The sequence below is a fragment of the Flavobacterium branchiicola genome (assembly GCF_018383905.1).
GTDB classification, from domain to species: domain Bacteria; phylum Bacteroidota; class Bacteroidia; order Flavobacteriales; family Flavobacteriaceae; genus Flavobacterium; species Flavobacterium branchiicola.
The window spans coordinates 161,203-183,127 of the sequence record NZ_JAGYWA010000004.1; the positions used below are offsets into that span (position 1 = coordinate 161,203).

15 protein-coding genes and 3 tRNA genes are annotated in these 21,925 nt (G+C 33.7%); 10 read left to right on the top strand and 8 right to left on the bottom strand.

The window, feature by feature from the left end; genetic code table 11:
* Positions 1–113: 113 nt before the first annotated feature.
* Together KHA98_RS10750 and KHA98_RS10755 are read right to left on the bottom strand one after the other, a co-directional pair.
* Positions 114–1,619, bottom strand: a complete 1,506-nt coding sequence (locus KHA98_RS10750) for an OmpP1/FadL family transporter (RefSeq protein ID WP_213257932.1) — start codon at positions 1,617–1,619, stop codon at positions 114–116.
* A gap of 41 nt (positions 1,620–1,660) precedes the next feature.
* Positions 1,661–2,650: a hypothetical protein gene (locus KHA98_RS10755; RefSeq protein ID WP_213257933.1), complete on the bottom strand. Its 990-nt coding sequence runs from the start codon at positions 2,648–2,650 to the stop codon at positions 1,661–1,663.
* A 101-nt stretch (positions 2,651–2,751) separates the two neighbouring features.
* Between KHA98_RS10755 and proS the strand changes: the two genes are divergently transcribed.
* From proS to rpsT, 5 genes are all read left to right on the top strand, one after another.
* Positions 2,752–4,230: a proline--tRNA ligase gene (proS, locus tag KHA98_RS10760; RefSeq protein ID WP_213257934.1), complete on the top strand. Its 1,479-nt coding sequence runs from the start codon at positions 2,752–2,754 to the stop codon at positions 4,228–4,230.
* Positions 4,231–4,308: 78 nt separating this feature from the next.
* Positions 4,309–4,380 (top strand) — tRNA-Glu (locus KHA98_RS10765).
* A 45-nt stretch (positions 4,381–4,425) separates the two neighbouring features.
* Positions 4,426–4,497: transfer RNA gene (locus tag KHA98_RS10770), tRNA-Glu, on the top strand.
* A 44-nt stretch (positions 4,498–4,541) separates the two neighbouring features.
* Positions 4,542–4,613 (top strand) — tRNA-Glu (locus KHA98_RS10775).
* Positions 4,614–4,768: 155 nt separating this feature from the next.
* Complete coding sequence (rpsT, locus tag KHA98_RS10780) at positions 4,769–5,020, top strand: 30S ribosomal protein S20 (protein ID WP_041517133.1); 252 nt, start codon at positions 4,769–4,771, stop codon at positions 5,018–5,020.
* A 146-nt stretch (positions 5,021–5,166) separates the two neighbouring features.
* Here the strand turns inward: rpsT and KHA98_RS10785 are convergent, their stop codons facing one another.
* Together KHA98_RS10785 and KHA98_RS10790 are read right to left on the bottom strand one after the other, a co-directional pair.
* A complete protein-coding gene (locus KHA98_RS10785) occupies positions 5,167–5,580 on the bottom strand; it encodes a response regulator (protein WP_213257935.1) in 414 nt (137 codons plus the stop codon).
* 5 nt (positions 5,581–5,585) lie between these two features.
* Complete coding sequence (locus tag KHA98_RS10790) at positions 5,586–7,241, bottom strand: PAS domain-containing sensor histidine kinase (protein ID WP_246522290.1); 1,656 nt, start codon at positions 7,239–7,241, stop codon at positions 5,586–5,588.
* 222 nt (positions 7,242–7,463) lie between these two features.
* On the opposite strand from KHA98_RS10790, the gene typA reads away from it, so the two are divergent.
* Positions 7,464–9,260 carry a translational GTPase TypA gene (typA, locus tag KHA98_RS10795; protein ID WP_213257937.1) on the top strand — a complete coding sequence of 599 codons (1,797 nt, stop codon included), beginning with the start codon at positions 7,464–7,466 and terminating at the stop codon, positions 9,258–9,260.
* Positions 9,261–9,456: 196 nt separating this feature from the next.
* Here the strand turns inward: typA and KHA98_RS10800 are convergent, their stop codons facing one another.
* The 3 genes from KHA98_RS10800 to KHA98_RS10810 all read right to left on the bottom strand — a co-directional run bounded on the left by KHA98_RS10800 (position 9,457) and on the right by KHA98_RS10810 (position 13,563).
* Positions 9,457–11,739 (bottom strand): choice-of-anchor L domain-containing protein, encoded by a 2,283-nt coding sequence (locus KHA98_RS10800; RefSeq protein ID WP_246522292.1) that lies wholly within the window; start codon positions 11,737–11,739, stop codon positions 9,457–9,459.
* Positions 11,740–11,811: 72 nt separating this feature from the next.
* Positions 11,812–12,648, bottom strand: coding sequence for an ABC transporter permease (locus KHA98_RS10805; protein WP_213257939.1), 837 nt, complete (start codon positions 12,646–12,648; stop codon positions 11,812–11,814).
* Between the two features lie 3 nt (positions 12,649–12,651).
* On the bottom strand, positions 12,652–13,563 hold the full coding sequence (locus KHA98_RS10810; protein WP_213257940.1) for an ABC transporter ATP-binding protein: 912 nt from the start codon (positions 13,561–13,563) through the stop codon (positions 12,652–12,654).
* 213 nt (positions 13,564–13,776) lie between these two features.
* Here KHA98_RS10810 and KHA98_RS10815 point away from each other — a divergent pair, with 213 nt between their 5' ends.
* The 3 genes from KHA98_RS10815 (at position 13,777) to KHA98_RS10825 (ending at position 16,874) form a co-directional block, all read left to right on the top strand.
* Positions 13,777–14,829, top strand: coding sequence for a hypothetical protein (locus tag KHA98_RS10815; RefSeq protein WP_213257941.1), 1,053 nt, complete (start codon positions 13,777–13,779; stop codon positions 14,827–14,829).
* 89 nt (positions 14,830–14,918) lie between these two features.
* Positions 14,919–15,779: an SdiA-regulated/phytase-like domain-containing protein gene (locus tag KHA98_RS10820; protein WP_213257942.1), complete on the top strand. Its 861-nt coding sequence runs from the start codon at positions 14,919–14,921 to the stop codon at positions 15,777–15,779.
* Positions 15,780–15,851: 72 nt separating this feature from the next.
* Positions 15,852–16,874 (top strand): alpha/beta hydrolase, encoded by a 1,023-nt coding sequence (locus tag KHA98_RS10825; protein WP_213257943.1) that lies wholly within the window; start codon positions 15,852–15,854, stop codon positions 16,872–16,874.
* 81 nt (positions 16,875–16,955) lie between these two features.
* Here the strand turns inward: KHA98_RS10825 and KHA98_RS10830 are convergent, their stop codons facing one another.
* Entirely contained in the window at positions 16,956–20,690 is a 3,735-nt protein-coding gene (locus tag KHA98_RS10830) for a metallophosphoesterase (protein ID WP_213257944.1), read from the bottom strand.
* A gap of 26 nt (positions 20,691–20,716) precedes the next feature.
* On the opposite strand from KHA98_RS10830, the gene KHA98_RS10835 reads away from it, so the two are divergent.
* The gene (locus KHA98_RS10835; RefSeq protein WP_213257945.1) at positions 20,717–21,910 is read left to right on the top strand and encodes a Pycsar system effector family protein; all 1,194 of its coding nucleotides are present in this window, start codon (positions 20,717–20,719) and stop codon (positions 21,908–21,910) included.
* Positions 21,911–21,925 lie beyond the last annotated feature (15 nt).

Here is a 21,925-nt window from a genome sequence, read left to right on the forward strand (position 1 = left end):
TTATGATTTTTGAATGTAAGAACCGAAATTAAAAGACTTGATTTTTGTTAAATAAAAAAAAATCCGTCAGTAAGGTCTGACGGAAATTTTCATTCATCTATTTTGATTCTTAATTACAATTCAAATAATAAAGTCATAGTTACATTATTCAGTTTTGATTGAATGTTAGCGCCATCGGTAAATCCTTTTTCAAAAAAGCCTTGATTGGTTTCTCTTTCTAAAAAAGAGTAAGCTAAATCTATTTTAGTTGCTCCGAAACTATATCCTAAACCTGCAGAATAACTGTTTAAGTCGCCAATTGTAGTTTTGTTTTTATACGGACTTCCTTCAAAACGGTATCCTCCACGTAGGCTTAATCTGTTAATTTTATATTCAGCGCCAATTCTTAATTCACCATTTGAAGTTAATTGGTTGCTCATGTCGTTGTTTAATCCTTTAAAGCCAGGATCGTTTGTTGGTTTGTATTTAGTGTTTCCGTAATCCTTGATGGCGTAATCAACACTAATAAGTCCATATTTTCCAAATACGTATGCACCACTAAATGTAAATTTTCCGGGGGTTTGTAAAGTATAAGAGTCGTAAACGTTTATAATGTTCGGATTTATAAATTCATTTTTCGATTGTCCGCCATTGGCTTGTCTTGTTGTAGATAAGCTTTGAGCTACTTCATCGTAAAGTTCGTACCAAGTATTAGATTCATATGTTACACCAAGTCTTAAAGCTTCAGTTGCTTTTACGATTGCTCCTAATTGAAAAGAAAAACCGTTTCCGTAAGTATGCAGGTCATTGTTAAAACGAAGGTTTGATATTGTTTCTCCAGGTACCAGCGGATTATCATTGTCCTCGTAAAAACTGCTAGAACGTCTGTAGTCTGTAATATGGGCATTTAAATTTGCTCCTAAAAAAAGTCTGTCTTTAAATGATGTAGAAATGTTAAAGCTTAATTTGCTATTGTAGCCACTTGTATAAATGCTGTTTTCCTGATAATAATTGCCACCAGCCGGAACAGCAGAAGTATATTGAGTGTTGTTACTGTCGTTTGGATTCACGGGATTAATTACATATCCCTTATAGCCAAAATAAGCTTGTTGTTCATCATAAAACATATCTCTGTAAGGAATACCGGTAATATCTCCCAAAGGGATTCCATTTGCATAAGCTAAGAAATATTTGTCAACTGAATTTCTTGGGTTTGTTCCTGCTGAGAAAATTTCGTTATTAAAGTTATTTGTGTTTTCATAAGTAGCTCCAATCGCAATTTTTTTCCAATTATTATTTGGGTTATGATCATGAAAAACAAAAACACCACCAGCCTGATTTAAGATAAAAGAGTTTTCTTTATCGGTAGTGTTAGTGCCAAAATAATTGGAATTGTTTTTTATGTTTTGATTGCTAAAGGTGAATCCAATTTGATTATTAGAAAATACAGCAGATCCCGCCGGATTAACTGTTATCGCTGATAAATCGCCTCCAAGTGCTCCAAATGCACCACTCATGGCTCTGAATCGTGCAGTTCCGGTTAGATTGTCTTGGGAATACCTCACAGCGTCAGATACTTCCTGAGAATAGGAGGCGCTAACAGTTAGTCCTGTGATAAGTAGGAAGAATATTTTTTTCATTTTGGTTAATTTTTAATGATTATCGATTTGAGAGGAAAGAATTATCTTCTTCCGCCTCCACCTCCGCCTCCGTAAGATCTTCCGCCACCGCCACCGCCGCCAGACGATCTCATACTTGCACCGCTACTGTTCATTGAACGAGATGGGCTAGGAGAGTAGCTTCTGGAAGAGCTGCTGTTTGAGTTGTTGTAATAACTTCTGTTAGTCGAAGTACTTGGGCTGCTACTAGATCTTCTGTTTGAATAATCATAAGTGCTGTTTTGACCTGAAGTGCTGCTTCTTCTGTTGGTAAATGTAGGGCTTGAATAGGTTCTGCCATTCGCAGAAGAGCTTCTTCTGTAATCTGAATAGTTGGCACTGCTTCTGTTGGTGTAGCTATTTCTATTGGTAGAATAGTCATTTCTTCCGGCATAGTTTCTACCAGCGTAATTTCTTCCGGCATAAGATGAATTTCTTGTGGAATATCCTCTTGAACCGTAGTAAGCTGCAGATCCTCTTCTTCCATAACTATAAGAATAATTTCCGTAATAGCCATATCCGTAACCTGGATAGCCCCAACCTGGGTAACCCCAACCCGGATAGCCCCATCCTGGGTAACCCCATCCGTAATAAGGATAGCCCCATCCGTAACCATAATAAGGGTAGCCCCAACCAAATCCAATTCCAAATGACCACATTGGGTCAGAGTAAACATTTACAGAGACGTCTGAACTGCTACTTCCCCACGCAGGATATGCTGTTGCGGCAGTTTGAGTACTGTCATTTTGGGCATAATTACCGTAGTTGTCAACATCTGTAAAAATTTCAGTTGGCTGACCGTCGTTCTGTAATGATTTGAAGTAATCCTTATATTGATTGTTTGCGTTTGTGGTATTTGTTTGAGTATACGTGCTTGTAGATCCTCCGTAAACTCCATCATTGTCATGATAAGAAGAATTTTGGTAAGAACCACACGATACCAGTAGAAAACTCACTAATCCAATTGCGTAAAAATGAAGTGAGTTTTGGCGGAGATAAGTAGAAGTTTTCATATCTGTAGTGTTTTTTATTGTTGCACATTACAAAAATAGTTAGTTTTGTCAAACTATTTAGTTAAAATTATTAAAACAAAATTTGTGCCAAACTATTCAATATGAGTAAGAACCTCACTACAAGATCAGAAGATTATTCAAAATGGTATAATGAACTGGTTGTAAAAGCAGATCTAGCTGAAAACTCGGGAGTTAGAGGATGTATGGTTATTAAACCTTACGGATATGCTATTTGGGAAAAAATGCAGGCGGAGTTAGATCGAATGTTTAAAGAAACAGGGCATCAAAATGCATACTTCCCTTTATTTGTGCCGAAGAGCATGTTTGAAGCGGAAGAAAAAAATGCAGAAGGATTTGCAAAAGAATGTGCTATTGTAACACATTATAGATTAAAAAATGATCCGGATAAACCAGGAAAGCTTATGGTTGATCCAAATGCTAAACTGGAAGAAGAGCTTATTGTACGACCTACAAGTGAAGCGATTATTTGGTCTACATATAAAGGATGGGTGCAGTCTTACAGGGATTTGCCTTTGTTGATTAATCAATGGGCGAATGTGGTGCGTTGGGAAATGCGTACACGTTTGTTTTTGAGAACTGCTGAATTTTTATGGCAGGAAGGTCACACGGCACATGCTACAAAAGCAGAAGCTATTGAGGAATCTGAGAAAATGATGAATGTTTATGCTGATTTTGTTGAGAACTTCATGGCAATTCCTGTTGTTAAAGGTATTAAAACTGAAACAGAACGTTTTGCCGGTGCAGATGAAACATATTGTATTGAAGCTTTAATGCAGGACGGAAAAGCATTGCAGGCTGGAACTTCTCACTTTTTGGGCCAAAACTTTGCAAAAGCTTTTGATGTTAAGTTTGCTAATGCTGAAGGAAAACAAGAACATGTATGGGGGACTTCATGGGGAGTTTCTACTCGTTTAATGGGGGCTTTAGTAATGACGCACTCTGATGATCAGGGATTGGTGTTGCCTCCAAATTTAGCTCCAATACAAGTTGTGATTGTGCCAATACATAAAACAGACGAGCAATTGGCTGAAATTACAACTGCTGTAAATGATTTAACTGCAAAATTAAGAAAGCTGAAGATTTCTGTTAAGTATGACGACAGAACGACTCAAAAGCCAGGATTCAAATTTGCTGAATGGGAATTGAAAGGTGTACCTGTTCGAATTGCAGTTGGGCCAAAAGATTTAGAAAACGGAACTTTTGAAGTTGCAAGACGTGATACTTTGACAAAAGAAGTAGTTGCTGCAGACGGAATCGTAAATTATATAAATGATTTGTTGGAGCAGATTCAATCTGATTTATTTAACAAAGCATTAGACTATCGTAATACGCATATTACGGAAGTGAATAATTTTGAGGAGTTTAAAGAAATCTTAGAAGGTAAAGGTGGTTTTGTGTCAGCTCATTGGGATGGTACAGCTGCGACTGAAGAGAAGATAAAAGATTTGACAAAAGCAACGATTCGTTGTATCCCTTTGGATGCTGTTGAAGAGGCGGGAACCTGCGTTTTTACTGGGAATCCTTCTTCTAAAAGAGTGCTTTTTGCTAAGGCGTATTAAAAAAATATTGATTTTTTTGCGTTAGGTGTTGCGCAACTAAAAAATAGATGTATCTTTGCATCCGCAATACAGAAGCGCGGTCCGTTCGTCTATCGGTTAGGACGCCAGGTTTTCATCCTGGTAAGGGGGGTTCGATTCCCCCACGGACTACAAGTTATTATACATGTTGAAAAGTTTCCAAACTTGGAAAATTTAGGTCCGTTCGTCTATCGGTTAGGACGCCAGGTTTTCATCCTGGTAAGGGGGGTTCGATTCCCCCACGGACTACAATTTCAATTTTATTTAAATTGAAGAAAACTTAGAAGGAAGCTGGTCTGTTCGTCTAGGGGTTAGGACTCCAGGCTTTCGTCCTGGTAACAGGGGTTCGATTCCCTTACAGACTACAAAAATTAGTTGTAAATAAGTTTTGTAAAATAAGAATTGGTGTCTCGATTTTTATTTTATTAGTTAAAACCAAAGTGATTGTTCTGCAATTGTGGGAGGTTTTTCTTTTTTAACTAGTATTTATAATAATTATTACATCTAAAATTAAAGAAAAATGGCAAATCATAAGTCAGCATTAAAAAGAATCAGAAGTAACGAAAAAAGAAGAGTTCTTAACAGATACCAACATAAAACTACTCGTAACGCTATTAAAGCTTTAAGATTAGCTACTGATAAATCTGATGCAGCTTCTAAATTATCAACTGTAATCTCTATGATTGATAAATTAGCTAAAAAGAACATCATTCATGATAATAAAGCTTCAAACTTGAAGTCTAAATTAACTAAACATGTTGCTAAATTGTAATTAACTACAATTTGATAGATATATAAAAAAGTCCTCTTTAGAGGACTTTTTTTTGTTTTAGAATATCCTTGAATTTAAAGGTTAATTGTTTTGTTGTAACTTTTTAAATTGCCTTGCTTAAAGGTTTTTACTTCAGGTTATGATGGTTAAAAATTAATTTTTTTCTTTAAGTACTCCAACATTTGTTGTGTAATTGGTTTTGAAAGAAAATCGATTATTATTGGGTATTTTTTTGCTTTGGCTAAATCTTCCGGGTCAATTGTGGAAGAAAGTACAATAACATTTGCAGAGTTAAATTCAGCGTAGGCATTAGAAGTAAAATGGTCTAAAAATTCCCAACCTCCCATGACAGGCATATTTAAATCCAGAAAAATAAGTTGTGGTTTTTTGTTTATCCTGTTTTTATCGTTGGTGTATTTTAAAGTATTAAAATGATGAAGTGCTTCTTCGCCATTTTGAGCCGTAATAATTTCACTCGAAAATTCCGATTTCGAAATTACTTTTTTGCATAGCATTAATGTAATTGGATCGTCGTCAATACATAGAATCTGCTCAAGCATATTTGTTAATTTTTAAATGTTATTGTAAAAGTGGTTCCTTTATTGACTTCACTTTCTATGGTAATTAATCCTCCCATGGTTTCAACTTGTGATTTTACAAGGTACAAACCTAATCCTTTACTGTCTGGGTAATTATGAAATCTTTGGTATAGTCCGAAAACTTTGTCGCGATTTCTTTCTAAGTCAATTCCTATTCCGTTATCCTTAAAAGTTAATATTGATTTGTTGTCTATTTGTTCTGCGGTAATAGAAATTTTTAACTTTCTGTTTTCTGATTTGTACTTTATTGAATTCGTTAGCAAATTAAGTAAAATGCTTTCTATATATGCTTTGTTTGTGTTTAATAATGGAACCTTGTCAAATTTAAGTTTAATGATAGGTTTGTGTAATTCAATTTGAAAAGACAACTGGCTAAAAACATTTTCGAAGACTTCTTTTAGAGAGACTTCTTCTTTTTGCATAGAAGGGTTGTCTTTGATGATGATTACTTTAACTAGATCATTGATGGTTTCGTTTAACAAATGTGTCGATTTGGTAAAACCAGTCAGTATTTCTTCAAGTTCCGGATTTTCGATTGGAATATCTTCAATAAGATTCAAAAGACCTATCAAATTGGATAATGGAGCTCGTAGATTATGGGATGTAATGTAGGAAAATTGTTTTAAGTCTTTGTTGTTCTGAGTCAGTTCGCGAATTAAATGTTCTTTTTCTGTTTCTAGTTTCTTTTCTTCTGTGATGTCTCTTTGTATTGAAATCCAGTGCGAAATTTCCCCTTCATTACTGAAAATTGGAATCATCGAAAAGCGAACCCAGAATTCTTCTTTTTTCTTGGTATAGCTGATGGTTTCAATTAAGCATTCTTCTTCATTTTTGATAGCTCTTAACAGTTTCTTTAATTCTTCAGAATCTGATTTAGGGCCTTTGAAGATATTAGGTGATTTCCCTATTATTTCATGAGATAAATAACCCGACATATGCGAAAAAGCAGGGTTTACATAGACAATCCTTGGGATTTTTCGATCAAGCGAATTGGCTTCGGTGATTAAAATAGAATCCTTTGATTGTGTAATTACAGTTTCTAAAAGTTTTAATCGCTGTTCTTCTTCTTTTTGTTTGGTAATATCCTGAATTGCTCCAATCATCCTGATTGCGCGTCCGTTTTCATCTTTCAATAAAAAACCTCTGTCTAATACATATTTGTAAGTTCCGTCAGCACATCTAAAACGGTACTGATCTTGCCATTTTTCAGTTTTTTGCTCAATAAAAGAATATAATTTGATTGACATTCTAATACTGTCTTCTGGATGAATTTTGTCAAACCACCATTTTGAAGTCTTTCCAACATCAGCAGGATTGTAGCCAAAAATTCCTTCTATTCCTTTATTCCAGTTTATATTGTCTTCCTGAATTTTCCAGTCCCAAATAGTATCACTTGTTGCTTTTGCTACAATATCATATTTTTCATTAGATTCTTTGATCTCTTCGTTGGTTTGTTTTAGTTTTTCAAAAACAGTTGCGTTTTTCACTTCATTTTTTGAAACTATGTACTTGAAAAAGACTGCTGTAGTTAAAATAAAGAAAATGTCTTTAATGAAGAAAACATAGAAATATTTTACGTCTGAAAAATAAGTGGTAAGTATTTTATGACAGACTATTGCCATAAATAACGATATGATAATATAGACGAGAGTAATTAAGAGAGTTTTACTTTTCATTACTCAAATATAGTTAAATTAACTATAAATTAGGCTATAGAAAGGGTTCTATTTACACTTAAATTAATACTGTTTTAATGTACTAATTACTTGTCTCTACGCAAACTATCACAGAAACGTTTTTTTTATCAAAATAAAGTGTACCTTTGCACCCATTAAAAATCACAGATGGAATCTATTAGAAACATTGCAATTATTGCCCACGTCGATCACGGGAAAACAACTTTGGTTGATAAAATTATGTATCACTGTCAATTATTTCGTGAAAACGAAAATACAGGTGATTTAATCCTAGATAATAACGATTTAGAGCGTGAGAGAGGTATTACAATTACTTCTAAAAACGTATCAGTTCAATATAAAGGAACAAAAATCAATATTATTGACACTCCTGGCCACGCGGATTTTGGAGGTGAAGTAGAACGTGTTTTGAACATGGCCGATGGTGTATGTTTGCTAGTGGATGCTTTTGAAGGTCCAATGCCACAAACTCGTTTTGTATTGCAAAAAGCGATTGACTTAGGTCTTAAGCCTTGCGTAGTTATTAACAAAGTTGATAAAGAAAACTGTACTCCTGAAGAAGTTCACGAAAAAGTTTTTGACTTAATGTTTGAATTAGGTGCTGAAGAATGGCAGTTAGATTTTCCAACAGTTTATGGTTCTGCTAAAAACAACTGGATGTCTGACCACTGGGAAAATGTAACTGATAATGTTGAAGCATTATTGGATATGGTTGTTGAAAATGTACCTGCTCCTAAAGTTTCTGAAGGAAATCCACAAATGTTAATTACTTCTTTAGATTTCTCTGCATTTACAGGTCGTATCGCTATTGGTCGTCTTGAAAGAGGTATTTTAAAAGAAGGTATGCCAATATCTTTGGTAAAAAGAGACGGTACTGTAACAAAATCAAGAATTAAAGAATTGCATACTTTTGAAGGTCTTGGACGTAAAAAAGTTGCAGAAGTAGTTGCTGGTGATATTTGTGCTGTTGTAGGTGTTGAAGGTTTTGAAATTGGAGATACTATCTCTGATCATGAAAACCCTGAAGGTTTAGCATCTATTGCTATCGATGAGCCTACAATGAGTATGTTGTTTACTATTAATGACTCTCCTTTCTTTGGTAAAGAAGGTAAATTTGTAACTTCTCGTCATATTAGAGAGCGTTTGACAAAAGAATTAGAGAAAAACTTAGCTATGAAGTTAGGTGAAACTGATTCTGCGGATAAATTCATGGTTTTTGGCCGTGGAGTACTTCACTTATCTGTTCTTATTGAAACAATGAGAAGAGAAGGTTACGAGTTACAAATTGGTCAGCCTCAAGTTATCATCAAAGAAATCGATGGTAAAAAATGTGAGCCAATTGAAGAATTAACAATCGATTTACCAGAAAATCTTTCAGGTAGAGCAGTTGAATTCGTTACGCTTCGTAAAGGTGAAATGTTGAGTATGGAAACTAAAGGTGAACGTATGATTATTAAATTTAATATTCCATCTCGTGGAATTATTGGATTACGTAATCAATTGCTTACAGCTACTGCTGGTGAAGCTATCATGTCACACCGTTTCATTGGATACGAGCCTTACAAAGGAGAAATTGCAGGACGTAACAAAGGTTCTTTAATTTCTATGGAAAAAGGAAAAGCTATTCCTTACTCTATCGATAAATTACAAGATCGTGGTAAGTTTTTCGTTGAGCCAAATGCTGAAATCTACGAAGGTCAGGTAATTGGTGAAAACTCTCGTGGAGATGATATGTGTGTAAACGTAACTAAAGAGAAAAAACAATCTAACGTACGTTCTTCTGGAGCTGACGAAAAAGCGAGAATTATTCCTCCGATTATTTTCTCATTAGAAGAAGCTTTAGAGTACATTCAAAAAGATGAGTATGTTGAAGTTACGCCAAAATCTATTCGTTTAAGAAAGATTTACTTAACAGAAACAGATAGAAAAAGATTTAAAATCTAATTAGACTTTAAATTTCAATATAAAAATCCCAAATTCCTTATGGAGTTTGGGATTTTTTTTATGCTCGTTTTGAATTTCTTTAGAGAATATTAGAATTGGTTATTTTAAAAATTTTTAAATCTGGAATTGAAAAATTTAACCCAAGATTGGAATTTGAAATTTATCCCGTGACTTTGAAGATTGGAATTTAATCTCGTTATCTTTTTAAACTAAAATGACCTTTTACCAATTTGCCATTATCAAAAGTTAAAGTAAACCAATAGTCATCAGAAGGTAATTGCTGGCCGTTGAATTGTCCATTCCATCCCGGACTATTTTGATTCATTTGCTTTAATAGTTTACCATAGCGGTCAAAAATGAAAATCTTATAATCTGGCAACTGATCAGAGTTTTCGATAATCCATTCATCGTGATAACTGTCGTTGTTTGGAGTAAAGAATTTTGGATAATCTAATACATAAACCAGAAATGAGTTTGAAGGACCGCAACCATTTTTATCCTTAGCTATAACATTATAGACTCCAGGAGCGACTCCGTTAAATAATGGATCGTCCTGATATGTTTTTCCGTCAAGCGAAAACTGATAAGTTCCGACACCTGTATATTTTATTAAAATAGAATTATCATTTCCTGAGAAATCATTTACAGTAACATCTGTAATAGTTGCCGGTTCTGATAAAATTACTTTAAATTTTTTGGTTTTTGGACATCCATTAGCATTTGTTACTGTTACAGAATAATCGCCTGGAGTACTTACAAGTAATTCATTTGTAGTTTCTCCTGTATTCCATGAATAACTGCTAAATCCTGTTGCTACAGACAATGTTATATCGCTATTTTTACATACATATTTAGATTCATCCTCAAAATTAGGAGGGTCAAAAGTATTTACGACAAGGGTAACTTTTACAACATCATAACAATCGGGACCATTTACAACCCTGCCAAAAATGGTTTGATTAAATGGGATAGTATTTTTGAAAATATTGGGTAACGGATTTATTTCTGCTAAAGCATCATTGGCGGTTAAATAATAGACTGCATTTAAAGTGTTTGGAAGTCCTGCAATAACTATTGGAGTAACTTCTGCATTAAGATCAAATTGATACAATCCGTCCTGAACATTATCACCATCACAGGTTTTTATCGGACTTGGATCTGGAATTGAAGTTGTCGCAATTTGCAACGTTACTTCGGCAATTTTGTAACAATTGTATATATTTTCAATTCGCGCATAAACAATTTGACCGGCATTTTTGTTTATGTACATATCCGGCGTTGCAATTGGATTGATTTTATTTTGCGCATCAGCTAATGTTTCATAATATCCTTTATTAGAAATATTAGCTACATTATTTTTTACGATATTATTTACTTTAGTTAAATCAAAAATTGAAATTCCGTCTGAATTATCATCACATTGTAAAAGAGACGTATTTGTGGATAGAATTTCGGGAGCATAATCAATATTGATTTCACCAGACGAGACACATGTACCACTAATTATTGTAGCATCAATCTTATAGGTTCCGGCATCTGTAACTTCAAAAGTTGAGGCAGTGCCAAGAGTTGTTGCGGGGTCAGTTTTTTTGTACCACTTAAAAGTATAATCAGCGGGATTTAATTTACTGTCTAAAAGTATTTTTTCGCCAAAACATGCAGGATTGTTGGCAGCAATAGTACGATCTTCGCCTAAGGTAATGGTCGATGTGAAACTTCCAGCTTCGAGGAAAATAGCCGATTCCAGATTTCTGTTTCTGTCGTCAGCAATGACCATTTTAACGTGATATTTTTTACCTGGAGTAACATTGGTCTGGGCTGTCATTACTTTGGTTTGTCCTGCGTAATTTACGGGACTGGTATTGTTGTTTAAACCATTAAAGTAATTTTCGTTTGAAGCAGAACACCCTGTGTAAGTTATACCACCTGGTCTTGTCCCCGGCCCAATTATTGGATGAATGTTTACAGAAGAAACTGGTGTACTTGTTTTTGGTAAAACTGCTAAATTTTTATAAGGATCTGCTGTTCCTTCTTCTTTAATTAAAAAAGCAAAACCATCAGAATAAAGACATGGATAATCGAATTGATATTCGTTTGAAGCAAAAATATAATTGAAGCTCAACGAAGTTGCAGAAGCCACAAAATCAAATTCAAGAACTGTTGCGTTTGTAGACTGTATTCCTAAAGTCAAATTAAGGTCATTGTCACCAATCCAGTTTATATTATCACTGCTTACCAATTCGCTTACAAAAGGTCCTATTGCAGTTGTTGCCGTTGATGAAGCTAACATAATGCCTTCAGCAAAAGGAAAATTACTTCCATTAGCATTAAAGTACGCATAACTCTGTTTTCCCGGTCTAAAAGTATCTCCTAATCCTCTAGAATCTGATGCAGAGGCACAAGAACTATTAACCAGAACATCTTCAATAAGTTGCTGTGGTGTTCTTTGGTCATCAATAGTTATGAATTGCGCATTCATCTTTGCAGATAAACAGCACAAGAAAAAGATAATAAGAAAATTTCTTGTTTGATTCATAGTATAACAAATATACTATAAATCTCGACTTTTCAATAATTTGTAAGAAAAATAAACAAACAAAAATGTCCAGATTGCAACAATCAAAACAGGAAGATAATGTACACTATAATCACTATCAGTCTGGATTCCCATTTGGGTTCCAATATTTTTTACCACAGATAATCTTGGTGCAGGATTAACGATCAAATTTGACATTGATTCTAATGGTAAAAACTGTGTTATAAGTTCATCTTTATTGCTGTCAGGAAAAATCTGGAAAGCCAAAACGCCTCTTATAATTGCTTCAAAAATATTCCAAACCAATAAAAAACCCAGTGCAAATGCAGATCGTTTTACCAAAATGCCTAAAAATAAACAGAAAGAAAAGAAACCAGTCAGTTTTACAAAAAAGGCCAATAAATAATCTAAATCAGAAAAGATAATTCCAAATTCTGTATAAGATGAAAAACACAAGCCCAGAATTAAACTCATTACAAAAACAAAAACAGTAGATGTAAAAGCAAAAAGAGTAACGGTAAGGAATTTAGAGAGTATAAACTCTTTTTTGCTTAAACCGTCAATTAAATTTTGTTTTAGCGTTCCGTAGCTATATTCATTAGCCATCATAGAAACAATTACAATAGCCAAAAAGAATTTAAGCCAGGCTGCAACATACGTATTAAAATGCCAGATAAAAGGAAAATTAAAAATTCCCATTTCGGCAAGATGAAATTTAAACGGACCAATGTCAAATTTTATTGACGCAATTAAAGCAATAAATGAAAGTAAGATGAAATAGGTTAATGTCAGGATTCGGCTGGCTTTGTTTTTCCAGATTTTTTGTAATTCTATCGAGATAAGTCTTTTCATGGTTTAGTTTTTTTGGATGGCGGCGTTTTTGGTTAGTTCTAAGAATTGTGCTTCAAGGCTGTTTTTACGTTTTACTAAATGATTTAAAACAATGTTTTTAGAGAATAAAAACTGATTTAAATCGGAAGCTGATAATTCTGATTTCAGATAAACTAAAACTTTTCCATCCTCTTCTTTAATTTGGGAAACAGCCGGATGATCGTTTAAAACTGTTTTTAAAACAAGATTGTCATTTGATGCAATTTCGAAGAAACCTTCATTTGCAGACATGGCATCAACTGAACCGGAATACAATATTTCGCCTTTTCTTAAAACTACAACATGCGAACATACTTTTTCTACTTCGTCCAATAAATGCGATGCCAGTAAAATTGTAGTGCCGTGTGAAGCGATTTCTTTTATAATATCACGAATTTGATGAATTCCCTGCGGATCTAAACCATTTGTTGGCTCGTCTAAAATCAAGATTTCAGGATCATTTAAAAGTGCCGATGCAATTGCCAGACGCTGTTTCATCCCTAGTGAAAAGGTACTGAATTTGCTGTCTTTCCTTTCTGCTAAACCAACTAGATTCAGCTTTTCATTTATCTTGGAGTAGTTTATATTTTTAATTTTGCAAACCAATTGAAGATTTTCCTCAGCCGTCATGTAAGGGTAAAAGTTAGGTCTTTCGATAATTGCGCCCACTTTTTTCAGGGCGTCATGGGTTTGTACTTTTCCTTCGAACCATTTATAATCTCCGGATGTTTTATTAACGACATTTAAAACAATACCCAAGGTAGTAGATTTTCCACTTCCGTTTGGGCCTAAAATGCCATAGACATGACCTTTTTGTATGCTGAAAGATACATTTTTTAAGGCCTGAATACGCCCGTATCTTTTGCTTAAATTCTCAATAGTAAGTATGGTTTCCAAATTTGTTTCGGTTTTAGTTTTTAGTATGACGATTCAACTTCTATATTGTTACGCTAAATTTAATTTTATGCCATTTATATTTATGTTTTAACCCAAATTTTTCTGGTATAATGCCGATGTGATATAAAAATAGTACAATGCAATTGGACTATATTGAATATACAATCGGTATTGTCAGCATATTCATGTAAATTTGTAATAAAGTTATATAAAATGAGCGAACCTTTAATGGTTTTAAAAAAACCTTCATATCCTTTAATTCCATCACTTTTAAGTTATCTGGACAGGTTCGAGCGTATATCGAAGGTTTCTGTTTTTTATGATGATTTATTGCGATTTTCGGGTTCCATCAATGTTTATGATAAAAACGAAACCGATACTTTATGGATTCGGGTTTATTACAGCGAATTTGAAAGAAATGAAATAGACTTAAATCTGAAAAAGATTTATTCACTTTTGCATTCTGATGGAAATAGCGAGATCATTCAGTTTCTAAATGTCGATGCCATTGATTATTGTACTTTCGGAAATTCGAAACCCTTTAGAATAAAAGTTAGAAATATCCTTAACGACAATTACGTTCACTTTTATATAAAAAAAGCCGATGCATCAAGAATCTACGGATTAGAGCTGGAAGATATTCTTTCGCCGGATAAAATCAATTTTCTGGTTTATAATGATACATTGATCGAAGAACATATTATCGGAATTCCCGGTGATGTTTTTATGGATACTTTATTGGATAAATGTACCGAAATGGAAAAAGCGCAGATTGCAAAAGAGTTTGTAAAGTTTAATGAGCGCTGTATGATTCGGTTATTGGGAGATATGAGAGCGTATAATTATGTAATTGTCCCAATTCATGATTTTGATCAGGTAGTATACAAAATTCGTCCGATTGATTTTGACCAGCAATGTTACGAAGGAAATTTCAAAGTGTATCGTCCGCAGTTTTTTAAAGAAAACTATCCGATGATTAAATTAATTAAAGAGAAGTTAGAAGAGCGTTCTATCATTCAATACAAAGATGAAGAAAGGGCAATTCTGGCAAAACGTATTCATTCGGCAGAAAGCAGAATCAATAAATTACTGAATATTATGTGTCATGATACCATTTCGACCAAAGAACATTTAGATCAGCTAAAAATGGAATTGTACCGTTATACTAATGATATGAAGTTTAAAAATGCCAGATCAATGGGGCACATCATGCACGCAGCGTTTGAGTTTATTACACGTAATTTTAAAAACACCAATTTGGTTTAAAATTTACCATATAAGAGATATAAATCAATTTAAGAGCTTTTGGTTTTATGAACTTATATAACTTACATGGTTTTAAAAAATACAATTTTATGAAAAAGTCTTTTTTAGTAGTCGTTTCAATAGTTTTATTAGCTTGTCAGCAGCAATCCGGTAGTGATTTGAAAACGCTTTATACGCTTCCGAAGAAATTAAAAGAAGTTTCTGGAATAACGTATTTTCCCGAAACAAATATGATTTATACTTTGGAAGACAGCGGTAACAAAAATGCTGTTTACGCTATAGATTCTCAAGGAAAATTAGCCAAAACGATTACCATCTCAAATGCGACAAATGTTGATTGGGAAGATATTACAAAAGATAAAACCGGAAATATTTACATAGGCGATTTTGGAAACAACGATAATAAACGTAAAGATTTATGCATTTATAAAGTTGCCAAAAATCAATTGAATAAAGAATTGGCTTCCGCCGAATATAAAATTTCATTTTCTTATCCCGAGCAAACTGAATTTCCGCCAAAGAAGAAAGAACTGTTTTATGATGTAGAAGGTTTTTTTGAGCACGGAGGTTATTTTTATCTTTTTACCAAAAACAGAAGCAAAGGTTTTGACGGAACTGCTTTTGTGTACAAAATCAAGAATGCATCGGGAACTCAGAAAGCAGTGAAAATTGGCGAGTTAAAAACTTGCGGCAATTATAATCATTGTGTTTTAACAAGTGCGACAATTAGTCCTGATGGAAAAAAAGTAGCATTATTAACTCATGACAAAATAGTTTTGTTTAAAGATTTTAAAGGAGATTTATTTCATAAAGGAAAACAAACAGAGTTGAATCTGAATCACTTCTCACAAAAAGAAGCTGTCGTTTTTAAAGACAATACTACTTTACTTATCGCTGACGAAAAAGCCGATAAAATAGGAGGGAATGTTTATGAGTATAAATTGAAATAAGAGTTGTTTTTTAGGAGGGATTTTTACTACATTTGATTTTGCTTCAATAAATAAAGATGAAGTATTATTGGTATGAATACTCTTTTACGATTAATTCCTGTTCTCTTTTTATTTCAATATTCATTTGCCCAAAACGGTGAACTCATTAATAAACAAGCCATTCATTTTAGTTTAAAAGAGGATAAAGACGCTATCGATTTTATTGTAATTGATACGGTTCTGACAACAAAGAAACCTGTTTTTTTATTTTGCCAGGGCTCTTTACCAATGCCTCTTTTTGTAAAGCCAGAAAAGGAATCTATGTGGATGATCGCGGGCGGAATAAGAAATTTTGATATTGCTAAGATTAAAGAACATTATCATTTGGTGATTATTTCAATGCCAAAAACTCCGGTTATTGCTGAAGAAAAAAATCTTAATAAATCCTATTCTTATATTCCAAACCCAGATAAGCCGGAAGATTTTGATCGCGAATTTGAATTGTCAGATTATCTTGAAAATTATCAAAAAAGAGGAAATGCAGTTTTAAAGTTTTTGCAAAAACAGAAATGGGTTGATTCTTCTAAACTTGTAGTTGCAGGTCATTCGCAAGGCTCAAAAGTGGCGTCAGCCCTTGCAGTTAGTAATAAAAAAATAACACAGCTAGGTTTGTTTGGTGCGAATCCGTTTGGGAGAATTGATCAATTAATAAGAGATGACAGAAAAGCAGCCGAGGCTCATGCAATAACATGGAAAGAAGCCGACGAATCTATGGAGAAAAATTATCAAATGCTCCGAGATTCTTATAATGAAGATAAATTAAATACAAAACCTTATTTGCTAGCCTGGAAATCATTTTCAAAACCTCAGATAAATGATTGGCTAAAAATTGAAATTCCAACTTATCTGGCTTATGCAACAAATGATATTGCTTCAGATTTATGTGATTTAGTCCCATTATTTTATATTCAGCATTCAAAAACTAATTTGACTTATAAGCGTTATTTAGATTTAGAGCACAACTTTTTTGAAGTAAAGGAAAATGGAAGAGCAGATCATGAAAAACCACATTGGAAAGAAGTAATGAATGATTTCATAGACTGGACATTAAAATAAAATAAAAAAGGTCTGATTTATCGAAATCAGACCTTTTTTATACTTAGTATCTTAGTAGCTCAGAACCTTAGCAACTTAGAACTAAAAACTATACGCCGCTCCAAAAATAAGTCTTCCAACTTCATCTGGAGATTTAAAATAAGAGATTCTTGCGGTAATAACATTTATAGCATTTATCCAAAGACCTCCGCCATAATCCTGATGCCATTTTTTGGAGTTTTCGCCATCAAGCCAGATTCTTCCATAATCAAAACCACCTAAAATTCCGTAAGTCATTGGTGCAACTGTTCGCTGAATTTTTCCAATGGTTAAACGTAAATCAGAGCTTTGAGAGTAATACGAGCTTCCTAAGAAACGTTCATTTCTATATCCTCTCAAATCAGTATCACCACCTAAAGTTGCGCCCTGATAAAATTCGTAGTTATTATTTAAAATCGCTTTTCCTTTAAAATAAGTGGCCAAAATAAGTTTTCCGTTATGATCAATTTTATGGGTAAAACCTAAGATGCTTTCAAGCGTAGGGAAATTTTGTTTGGTTTCATTTAAATTTGTGGTCCAGGTTCCTGCAATCATAAAATGAATTCCTAAAGTTGGTTTCGCAGCAAAATCGGCGTTTTTAAAAACATATTTTACTTTCAAACCTCCAAAAGTCTGACTATCAAAAACAGCCGGATTTACAATACCCGGAATGTCAATAAATCTATTTTCGGTTTCTTCAACAGTCATTCTCTGTAAAATAGGCTGAAGGCTAAATTCGCTTCCATAACGCCCAACGTGTCTTACAGCTCCTGAAACATTAAATTTGCGGATGCGAACACGATTGTAATCCATTCCAAGTTCTTCGTCGTTATTTGTAGTTTCGTTTCCGTATCCAAAATAGTTCATCGCAAAATTTGGTGTGGTCAATTGCGATTCCACATCAATTACCCATTTACCCAGTAATCCCGGAAAATGTGCCACATAATTAAACTCTAAACCACCGGTTGCAAAATAATAGAAACCGTTTAAAATATGTCTTTGAGTATACGGATTCTGTTTGAAATTGTTTACCGTATAATTTAAATTGAAACCTACTTTTACACCATCATCCGGATTATAACCAATATTTGGAAGTCCAGAAATCACATTGTATTTTGGTTTTTCATAATTATAAAGGTTAACATCGTAATCATCCGTCAATTGAGTATGCGTTTTGGAATCCAGATTGTATGTGTTTTCTTTTGACTTGAAATCATAAACAATAACTCTTTTTCCATTTTCAATGTTATAAGTATCGTTGTTTTGACCACCAATTAAACGAATTTTAATTTTTGATTTCTCATTTCCTTTTACTTCAAAAACATCATTATCATCTAAACCATAAAGCCATAAATTTGAGGTTTTATCATCCGTTACTTTTTTGGTATAAATCAATTCGTCGCCCTCTTTCTTTACTCGGAAAACCTGAATTTCAAGACCTTTTTTAATATTGTGATTGATAACAAACTTATCTTTTTTGTCTGTTCCGGCAATCATTACCGTATGACTTAGTACATCAAAATATTCTGAAGCATATTTTTGAAGTTCTTTTTTTCTGCTTTTTAATTTTTGCTTGATTTCTTCAATAGTTTCATCCTGAACTTCTTTAGGTAAATTCTTAAAGGCACTATCAATATCAGCATCAGTTAAATTTTCCTGAATAAATTTTGCCTGTTCGATCCAGTCTTTTTCTTCGGCAGTTTTCAAAAAAGCCAAATCCATTGGGTAAGGTTCTCTGTTAAGCCATTTTACATTGTCGATTTTATCCTTAAAGCTACGCATATGGCGTAATGCCGGAATATTCATTAAAAGAGAAAGTAATGCACCATCATATTTTACAAAAGCCTGATCTCTGTCTCGCGGAATTGGTTTGTAAATTACTTTATCTCCTGTTTTGTATTCGCCCCAACGCCACTGATCGCTATGTCTGTCCCAGTCGCCAATAAGCATGTCAAACAAACGGGCTTTCATATATTCTTTTTCATCAACCGAATATTTTTCGTCTTTATGAAGGTTTTTGATCATATCATCAGTTCCAATAATATTGCTCGGATTCCCGAAGTTTTTACCATCAAGATGATTATCCGCAGGTCTTTCTTCAACCATATATAACTGATCTCCAAAACTTGAATTAAATTCGCCTAGACCATTTTGCTTCGGAATATAATATAGAATCGGATTTGTGTGCGAAAGGCCGATATGATCAGAAAGATTTCCAACAGCAAACGGGGTGTAAGGATGAGAAGTGGTATAAAAATCCAATAAGAAATTTTCGGTATACGTATCTTCAAAATCATTTACAATATATTGATCTTTAAAAGCAACAGATTGCAAGAATACAGTTGCGCTTTTCTTCATAGCACGCATTACGTATTCGCGTCCTTTTGGATCTGACATTCTTAACGAAACAGATTGATGGCCTCCGCCTTCGCGAATAGGTTTTAAACCGCCCATTAAAGTATCTACAGTTGCTGTTTTGGCTTCAATTGGCATGCTGTAATACTTTCTGTAATGTTGTCCGAATAGAAATTTATGAAGAAAACCTTTGTCGGTCATTTTTGCAGAATAAATAGAAGTCGTCACTTTTGGAGGAAAGTTATTCGGGATATCTGCTGCCCAATTGATTTCTTTGGCTTTTATAATTTCGCGCTCAAAAAGTAACTTCTCTTTATTGTTTTCATTCCCAAAATAAGAAACCTTGGCGTCTCCGCTTTTAAATAAGGTTAAAGTAGCGTAACCATTTCCTCCATACGAAAAATCATTTGGTGCAATGGCACGTGCCGCCTCAGATTTTGATCCGGCGCCACTGATAATCTGCTGAATATTTTCTTTGCTTATATATTGTAAATTGTGGTCATGTCCAGATACTACAATTACATTTTTCTGTTTTTGTAAAAGGGTTTTAATTCTTTTAGCATAAATGGTGTATTGTTTGTTTTGAATGTCCTGCGGACTAACTCCTGATGTTTTTCGTAACAGATTGATAAAAGATCCTATTATCGGAAGCGGAATTTTATTCTCTAAAGGAAATAATTGTTTTTCCATTGAAAATTGACCACCATGCGTTCCATTGCTTAATAACGGATGATGAATGGCAAGAACAACTGTTTTTTCCTGATTTTTGTTTAGAATACTTTCCAGTTCATCAAAAAAATCTTCTCTGGTTTTAATATCGCAATTGTCATTTATAGTAGGGTGATTGTTCCAATCTTCCAGAAACCATTCACTGTCAATTGCTACTAACGTTGCAGTACTGTCAATTTTTACAGATTCTATAGGACATGTTTTTCGTGGTAAAAACGCTTTTTTATCATCCAGATATTTGGTAACAAATTCAGCCTGACGCTCCATGCCTTTAATACCGCTGTACCAGTCATGATTTCCTGGAATAAAAATGGTTTTGCCCTTAAATCCTTTAGTTAATTTCAACTGATTGGTAAGTTTTGTTTCGGCTAAGGCCTTGTCTTCAGCGTTTTTATCACTAGGAAAACCTTTCGGGTAAATATTATCTCCCAAAAACAAAAGTGTAGATTTTTTACCTGATTTTTTTAGCTTCTGATGCAGAAGTTCTAAGGTTTGTTGCGCCTGTTCTTCATCTGCATTTCCGGCATCTCCCACTAAATAAAAAGTATGGGCAATTTTTATTGTATCAGTCGCGTTTTCAGTTTCGATAGCACTTACATTTTTTCCGTATTGCGCTTTATTAGTAGCGCAGGAATATATAAATAGTAATGCAAGAGTTGCTGATGAAAAGTTTTTAATCTTGGCAATAAAATGATTATCCAAAAACAATTTCATAATTTAGTGGTATTAAAATAATTTTTATGAACCTAATAGAACAATCCGAAGACTTCGTTAGTAATTTACTCAAAGATAAACTTTCTAATTTATATTCTTATCATAATTTTAACCATACTTTAACAGTAGTTACTGCAGTAAAAGAGCTGTGTAAAAAAGAAGATGTTGATGACGATGATAAAGAAGTCCTTTTGATTGCAGCCTGGTTTCATGATACGGGATATATCAACGGTTATGAAAATCACGAAGAAAGAAGTGCAAAAATTGCGGCAGACTTTTTAAAAGAAAAAGGAAAATCGGAGGAATTTATTGCTAAGGTTTCCAGTCTTATTTTGGCTACAATTAAAGAATATACTCCTAAAAATCATTTAGAAAAAATAATTAAAGATGCCGATTACGCTCATATTATGGGTGCGGAATATGTTACAACTTGCGAGTTGCTTCGAATGGAATTGAAAAATACCGGAATTATTTCGTTTTCTAATGAAGAATGGGCAAAAGAGAATATGAATTTTCTAATGAACAAGCATCGATTTTATACAGATTATGCGCTTAGAAAATGGCAACCTTTAAAAGAGAAAAACCTTCTGCTGATTCAGAAAAAAATAGAGAAACAGGAAAAGAAAGCGGCAGAAGCCCTAGAAGATGAACTTAAAAAGAAAGAGAAACTGGAGAAAGTTGAAAAACCGGACCGTGGTATTGACACTTTGTTTCGTGTTACATTAGGAAACCATACACGATTAAGCGGAATTGCAGATAGTAAAGCAAATATTTTATTATCAGTAAATGCTATTATTATTTCGATTGCACTTTCTTCAATCATACCAAAATTAGACAGTCCGAAAAATGCTCATTTAGTAATTCCGACTTTTATAATGTTGATTTCTAGTGTTATTACGATTATTTTTGCCATCCTTTCTACGAGACCAAAAGTTACTTCAGGATTTTTTACTCGTGATGATGTAGAAGCCAAAAGAGTTAACTTGATGTTTTTTGGAAACTTTTACAAAATGCCATTGGAAGAATATGACTGGGCGATGAACGAAATGATGAAAGATCGTGATTATCTTTATTCTACCATGATCAAAGATTTGTATTACTTAGGTTTGGTTTTGCAGCGAAAGTATAATTTACTGCGAATCGCCTATAACCTTTTTATGATTGGAATAATCATAACCGTAATTGCATTTGTAATCGCTTTTAGAGAAGTTACTATATAAAGAAAAGCTCAACTA

Coding starts and splice junctions, on each gene's coding strand:
- rpsT (WP_041517133.1), top strand. CDS start 4,769: ATGGCAAATCATAAGTCAGCATTAAAAAGAATCAGAAGTAACGAAAAA.
- KHA98_RS10800 (WP_246522292.1), bottom strand. CDS start 11,739: ATGAATGCGCAATTCATAACTATTGATGACCAAAGAACACCACAGCAA.
- proS (WP_213257934.1), top strand. CDS start 2,752: ATGAGTAAGAACCTCACTACAAGATCAGAAGATTATTCAAAATGGTAT.
- KHA98_RS10750 (WP_213257932.1), bottom strand. CDS start 1,619: ATGAAAAAAATATTCTTCCTACTTATCACAGGACTAACTGTTAGCGCC.
- KHA98_RS10785 (WP_213257935.1), bottom strand. CDS start 5,580: ATGCTTGAGCAGATTCTATGTATTGACGACGATCCAATTACATTAATG.
- KHA98_RS10815 (WP_213257941.1), top strand. CDS start 13,777: ATGAGCGAACCTTTAATGGTTTTAAAAAAACCTTCATATCCTTTAATT.
- KHA98_RS10825 (WP_213257943.1), top strand. CDS start 15,852: ATGAATACTCTTTTACGATTAATTCCTGTTCTCTTTTTATTTCAATAT.
- KHA98_RS10805 (WP_213257939.1), bottom strand. CDS start 12,648: ATGAAAAGACTTATCTCGATAGAATTACAAAAAATCTGGAAAAACAAA.
- typA (WP_213257937.1), top strand. CDS start 7,464: ATGGAATCTATTAGAAACATTGCAATTATTGCCCACGTCGATCACGGG.
- KHA98_RS10755 (WP_213257933.1), bottom strand. CDS start 2,650: ATGAAAACTTCTACTTATCTCCGCCAAAACTCACTTCATTTTTACGCA.
- KHA98_RS10820 (WP_213257942.1), top strand. CDS start 14,919: ATGAAAAAGTCTTTTTTAGTAGTCGTTTCAATAGTTTTATTAGCTTGT.
- KHA98_RS10790 (WP_246522290.1), bottom strand. CDS start 7,241: ATGGCAATAGTCTGTCATAAAATACTTACCACTTATTTTTCAGACGTA.
- KHA98_RS10830 (WP_213257944.1), bottom strand. CDS start 20,690: ATGAAATTGTTTTTGGATAATCATTTTATTGCCAAGATTAAAAACTTT.
- KHA98_RS10835 (WP_213257945.1), top strand. CDS start 20,717: ATGAACCTAATAGAACAATCCGAAGACTTCGTTAGTAATTTACTCAAA.